This window comes from Clostridium sp. HV4-5-A1G, from assembly GCF_900184915.1.
Lineage (GTDB): Bacteria > Bacillota > Clostridia > Clostridiales > Clostridiaceae > Clostridium_B > Clostridium_B aromativorans.
The window spans coordinates 1-6,442 of sequence record NZ_FXYI02000188.1 but is presented as its reverse complement, the minus strand read 5'-3'; the positions used below and the strand labels follow the sequence as shown (position 1 = coordinate 6,442).

Here is a 6,442-nt window from a genome sequence, read left to right as displayed (position 1 = left end):
ATATTAATTATACAATTAATTCTATTATAAAGTATATCTAAAAATATTCAATTGTAATAAAAATAAACTCTAGGCCAAATGAATGACCTAATGTATTTTATCAATAACTCTTAGTATTTTTGAATTGATAACAGATTTCTCTTTCCACACCTCTCGCCTGCATTGACAACTTCTTTTTTTAATTGGTAACTATATTTTGCCATAAAAAACTGACCTCCCATAAGTTAGATTTTTAGGTCTAACTTATGGGGATCAGTTCATCCGGGTGTCTGGTAATGGTTCTCTTTTTATTAAGCTCTTATAATATATGCTATCAAACTATACTTATACTTTCAATAAACTATTTGTAAACATTTTAAAATAATTAAGGAAGACCAACTTTTACAAAGAACCTTATGGTGGTTGCATTTAAATTTAACGTGCCCTGCAACCACAGACACTAATGTAATTATTGTTCTTACTCAAAAGGAATGTCCTTTAAAATGATATTACCTTTGAATTATTAAAATTACCTTAAAATCATTTATAAAAAATTTATCTCGTCAGTTTAGCATCATTAAGAAGCTTAGTGGTATCACTCAAAGAGGGTACTGTCTTAACTTAATTACAATTTTACATATTACTAAAGAATTTTAAAAGAAAAAATTAAAAACCCTAAAAAATATAAAAAAATGGATCTAGTATTTTGTGAATAGAGATTTTTTAAATGATCTGAAGAACGAAAAAAAAGAAGCAACCAGTTTACTGGATAACTTCCTTGATTGACTACATTTATTTTACTACAATTTTTACTACAGTTAGTACTACAATTGTAGTAACTTTTAATAACTCTTAATGATACGCCATTTCTCTAAACCATTGATTTTATGTCATTCATGAAGCTCAATGCACCTTAATAAAGCCTATGGCGGAGAAAGAGGGATTTGAACCCTCGCGCCGGTCACCCGACCTACGCCCTTAGCAGGGGCGCCTCTTCAGCCACTTGAGTATTTCTCCATGCCCTACATTATAATATATGGCGGAAAGAAAGGGATTCGAACCCTTGGTACGGTCACCCGTACGCCGGTTTTCAAGACCGGTGCCTTAAACCAACTCGACCATCTTTCCGCATAAAGTTATCTTAATTAACTTTTGCTTCCATATTCCTTGCGGTTACTAATATAATATAGCACGATATATATTCACTGTCAACCCAAAGTTCAAAATTCTACTGGCATGTGATAATGTCACTTAAAATTTTATTTATATAATTTCATTGATCTCTCCTACAATTCTTTCAAGGGCTTTAGTTATATTTTCTTTTGAAGGGCAATATTCATCCTTATGTAATTATTAAAACGTTCTCCGCCAAACCATTCTCCAAAATCAAAGGCCAGTTTGCATCTCTCTTTTATAAAACCTTCCATATCTTTTCCTTTTATATAGTTTCCCAAATTAATCCACACCAGATAGGTTCCCTCCAAGGGTGATATCTCTACAAGAGGCAATTCTTTTTCTAAAGTTTCTTTTACATACAGGTAATTTTCCCTGATCTGCTGCAGCACTTCCTCCAGCCAGGGCCTTCCCCCTTCATAGGCACTTTGGACTGCAATATACCCAAACGCATTTCCACCTGGAATTCTGATACATTTTACAAAATTATCAAAATTCTTTCGAATATCAAAATCAGGTATGACAACAAAAGAATTTTTACAAGAAGCAAGATTAAAAGTTTTAGTGGCAGCAGTAAGAGTAACAAGCATGGAATCATAATCGCCAATGCTTGCAGTTGAAATATGAGGGTTTTGTCCTATTATAATATCCTGATGAATTTCATCTGAAATTACTCTTACCTTATATTTTTCACATATATCCATAAGTTTTTTCAGTTCATCTTTCTTCCATACTCTTCCCACTGGATTATGGGGCGAACAGAGCAAAAACAACTTTACATTATTTTTTGCAATTTTATTTTCAAAATCTGAGAAATCAATAGTATATTTTCCTGAGCTGTTAATTAAGTCACTTTCTATTAATTTTCTTTTATTATTCTTAATTGCATCCAGGAAAGGATAATAAACTGGCGTCAATACTATAACTGCATCATTCTTTTCCGTTAATATCTGAATGAGCCAATTAATAGCAGGAACCACACCAGGAGAATACCTGATCCAATCTTCATGAACCCTATAATTATGGTAAGTTTGCTCCCATTTTATAAAAGATTCTTTATATTCCTTAGGCTCTATATAATAGCCTAAAACTCCAAGTTTTAAATATTCATCAAGCTTTTTAAGCACACAATCACATACTCTAAAATCCATATCCGCTACCCACAGAGGAAGCAGCTCCTCAGATCCAAACACAGCTTTTAGTCCATCCCATTTAGAACTGTCCGTCTTCCTTCTGTCAACATACTTTAACATTTTAATTCACCTCCACATCATCTTTCTCAAAAAGATTAACAACTACACTTTCAATTTAAAAGACTATAAAATTAATCTGCTATCTTTTCATTAGCCGGCTTTTGACTAAAATCCATTCCATACCATTTATTATATATCTTTTTCAGTGTACCGTCTTTCTGCATCTCTTTAATCGCCTTGGTAACAACTTTATTCAACTCTTCCGATTTTTTATCTCCTTTTACAAAAGGATAAGCTTTAGCTCCAACCATAACATTTTCCTCAACCATTCTGGCATCAATAACTTTATTTTTAATTTTATACGCCGCTTCACCAGCCGCCACAATCATCACATCAACTTTTCCCTGTCTGAAAGCTTCATTTAATAATTCAGAACTATCATACGTTACTAAATTTATCTTTATTCCCTGGTCTTTTGCAATTTGTTGAAACAAATTGCCTCCATTTGATCCTGATGAAAACCCACAGGTCATTCCTGCGATATCCTTTAATTTTTTAATATCTGTCCTATTTGAATGAACAACCAATTTTTCAGGAATATAGGCATATGGTTCTGAAAAATTATATTTATCTCTCCTCTTGGCATTGATTGTAATGGTGTTCCCCACAGTGTCAGCTTTACCTGAATCCAGATATCCAAATAAAGTATCAAAATCTCCCGTTATAAATTTAACCTTAAGTCCGGTCTTTTTAGAAATGGCATTCCAAATATCCACTTCCTGTCCCTTATGTACTCCATTTTCTACATAGGAATTTGGAACTGACGATGAACCGGATGCTACCACAATTTCAGTAGATGTGCTAGATTCATCTTGTTTTTGTGAATTTTTTTGATTATTTCCACATGCAGTCATACCAAAAATCACACATATGGATATTACAGTTAAAAGTATTTTTTTCATATTTTCCTCCTAAGTTTTAATATTATTTATATAAATTTAAAATTATACCTTTTAACAGAATTTTTGAATTCTTCTTTCCAATAGTCCCTGAAGTTTTTCCATAAAAACTACAATTACCAGATAAATCAGTGTGACACATAAGTATGCTTCAAAAAAACGCAGACTTAATGCTGCTTCCATCTTGGCTTTTGCCATTATATCAGCAAGTCCTACTGTAAACCCAAGTGCAGTTCCTTTAATTATGCCTATAAACTGGTTTCCAAGAGATGGCAGCGCTACAACAAATGCTTGAGGTAGAACAACTCGTATCATTGTCTGATATTTTGTCATTCCCATAGAATAGCAAGCCTCAAGTTGTCCTTTTTCAACAGATTCAATAGCTGCCCTCAACGTTTCTGCCATAAAAGAAGCTGTATTTAACGTAAGAGCAATTACAGTAGCTTGAAACGCCGTCATGGATTTCAAAGCCGGGATTATAGATGGAAATCCAAAATATAATATAAACAGCTGTGCCACCAATGGTGTAGCTCTAAAAAATGTAATATAAATACCAAAAATTTGAGACAATCCCCATACTTTATAATACCTAATAATAGAGATTATAATAGACAGCATCAATGTAAATAATAAAGATATCAAAGACATCTCAATTGTCAATTTTAATGAAGGTAGGACAATCGGAAATAAGTTAATAAACCATTTAAAATCAAAATTCATTTATTTACCCTCCATAATATTTGAACTTACTGTATTAACAAACTTTCTAATTCGTTCATTTGTACAATTTTCAAATATTTCTTGAGGAGTTCCCATTCCTGCAATGCATCCATCTTCCAAAAAAACTATTCTATCTGCAACTTCCCTGGCAAATTTCATCTCATGGGTCACTATTAGCATTGTTTTATTACTTTCTACAGCCAATTGTTTAATTACAGTTAGAACTTCTCCAACTAATTCAGGATCCAGAGAAGATGTAGGTTCATCAAATAACATAACATTTGCATTTACAGCCATAGCTCTGGCAATCCCTATCCTCTGCTGTTGTCCACCTGACATCTCCTTAGGATATGCATCTTTTTTTTCTAAAAGCCCTACCTTTTTAATCAAATCAAGAGCTATTTTTTCAGCCTTGTCCTTACTTTTCTTTTGTACTGTAACCATAGGTTCCATAATATTTCGTAAAGCGGTTTTATTCTTAAGCAAATTATAATTCTGGAAAACCATTGATGTTTTCAGTCTCAATTGATAAATATCTTTTCTAGAAGCTATTTTAGCATTTACTGTAAATCCATCAATTGTAATTCTACCTTCTGTAGGTCTAACTAAAAAATTAAGACAACGGAGAAATGTAGATTTACCTGTCCCTGAAGGACCAATTAATACCACAACTTCTCCCTTGTCTATTTCAATATTTATATCCTTTAAAACAACAGATTGTCCAAACTGAACTTTTAAATGTTCTACCTTAATCATCTTACTACCCTGCCTAATTTGAATTACAAATAATATTGATAAGCTATGATCCATGAGCTTAATTTTTATTATATCACATACAACCTTCAATGCCTTTCCGTATTTTATTATAAAATAATTAACACATTAACTATTAAACACTCCTATTTTCTATATTAGAAGTCTCATTTAATGTACTATGCTTTGCCCCATATAAAAAATAAATGGATATTCCAGCTATTGTCCACACTAGAAACCTAATCCATGTGACCATTGGTAAGTTTATCATAAGGTATAAGCAAAAAAATATAGTTAATATCGGGGTAAAAGGTACTCCCGGACATCTAAACTTTCTTTCAATGTCAGGCATAGTTTTTCTTAAAACAATAACTCCTATAGATACCGCTAAAAAAGCAGATAGAGTCCCTATATTACATAATTCAATGAGTACTGAAAGTGGCAAAAAACCCCCTATGACAGCCGTTGCAGCTCCTGTTATTAAAGTACAGCAAGCTGGTGTACTGTGAGTATCAGATATTGATGCAAAGCATTTAGGTAATAAACCATCCCTAGACATACTCATGAATATTCTAACCTGACCATATACTGTTACTAAAAGAGTTGAAATCATTCCTACAATAGCTCCTACAGCTATTAGAGCAGATCCCCAATTTATTCCAACATATGACAGAGAAGCTGGAAGTGCATTATTTATATCTATTAATTTATATGGTACTATTCCTGTAAGAACTAGTGAGACACCTATATACAATATAACAATTATAACCATACAGATACCCAATCCTAATGGAATATCTCTTTTAGGATTAGCAGTTTCTTCCGCTGCAGTAGAAACCGCATCAAATCCAATAAATGCAAAGAATATAATTGAAGCTGCCGACATTACCCCTTTAAATCCGAAGGGAGCAAAAGGATGATAATTAGATATATTTACATGAGCTATTCCAACTAATATAAAAATAGCTATTACAGCTATTTTTACAGCAACTATAATATTATTTACCTTTGCACTTTCCGACACGCCAATATATAAAATCCATGTTATAAGTGCTACAACCAGAACAGCAGGTAAATCTACTATGCCACCAGATAATGGAGACTTTGTAATCATTTCAGGTATATGTATATTATATGTAGCTAAAGCTCCCACAAATGTAGAAGACCAACCTGTAGCAATAGTAGCTGCAACTACAAGATATTCAAGTATTAAATTCCAGGCCAAAATCCAAGCTATTATTTCACCAAAAGCTATGTAGCAATAAGAATATGTACTACCTGAAACCGGAAACATGGTGGCAAGTTCTGCATAAGTAAGAGCACATAGTACAGCTGTTATTGCCGCTATTACATAAGATATTATTATTGCTGGTCCTGCTATATGGGCACCTTGTCCGGTTGCGACAAATATGCCAGTACCCACTACAGATCCAATTCCCATAGATGCTATATCAAAAGAATTTAATCCTTTTTTTAGATTGGTTTTGGAAACTGCATTTTCAAAATCATTCAAACTTTTTTTTCTAAATAAATCCATAATATACATCAATCTCCTCAATTTTAATAGAAGAATTATTACAATACCTCTAATTTAAATAATTTTACTATAGCTCTTTATTTGAAAGACATTTTATTATTATACTATAATTGTAAGTTTATTAAAAC

At 32.5% G+C, this 6,442-nt stretch carries 5 protein-coding genes and 2 tRNA genes; all 7 read right to left on the bottom strand.

The annotated features are described in order from the left end of the window. Window positions 1-905: 905 nt before the first annotated feature. Window positions 906-996 (bottom strand) — tRNA-Ser (locus J5G60_RS15580). A gap of 20 nt (window positions 997-1,016) precedes the next feature. Beyond that, window positions 1,017-1,107 (bottom strand) — tRNA-Ser (locus J5G60_RS15575). Between the two features lie 182 nt (window positions 1,108-1,289). Next, a complete protein-coding gene (locus J5G60_RS15570; protein WP_236035332.1) occupies window positions 1,290-2,405 on the bottom strand; it encodes a MalY/PatB family protein in 1,116 nt (371 codons plus the stop codon). 71 nt (window positions 2,406-2,476) lie between these two features. Further along, window positions 2,477-3,307: a transporter substrate-binding domain-containing protein gene (locus J5G60_RS15565; RefSeq protein ID WP_150358461.1), complete on the bottom strand. Its 831-nt coding sequence runs from the start codon at window positions 3,305-3,307 to the stop codon at window positions 2,477-2,479. Between the two features lie 51 nt (window positions 3,308-3,358). Continuing rightward, window positions 3,359-4,024, bottom strand: a complete 666-nt coding sequence (locus J5G60_RS15560) for an amino acid ABC transporter permease (protein ID WP_150358460.1) — start codon at window positions 4,022-4,024, stop codon at window positions 3,359-3,361. Continuing rightward, entirely contained in the window at window positions 4,025-4,780 is a 756-nt protein-coding gene (locus tag J5G60_RS15555; protein WP_150358459.1) for an amino acid ABC transporter ATP-binding protein, read from the bottom strand. A 133-nt stretch (window positions 4,781-4,913) separates the two neighbouring features. Beyond that, window positions 4,914-6,314: an amino acid permease gene (locus J5G60_RS15550; RefSeq protein ID WP_150358458.1), complete on the bottom strand. Its 1,401-nt coding sequence runs from the start codon at window positions 6,312-6,314 to the stop codon at window positions 4,914-4,916. Between the last annotated feature and the right edge of the window lie 128 nt (window positions 6,315-6,442).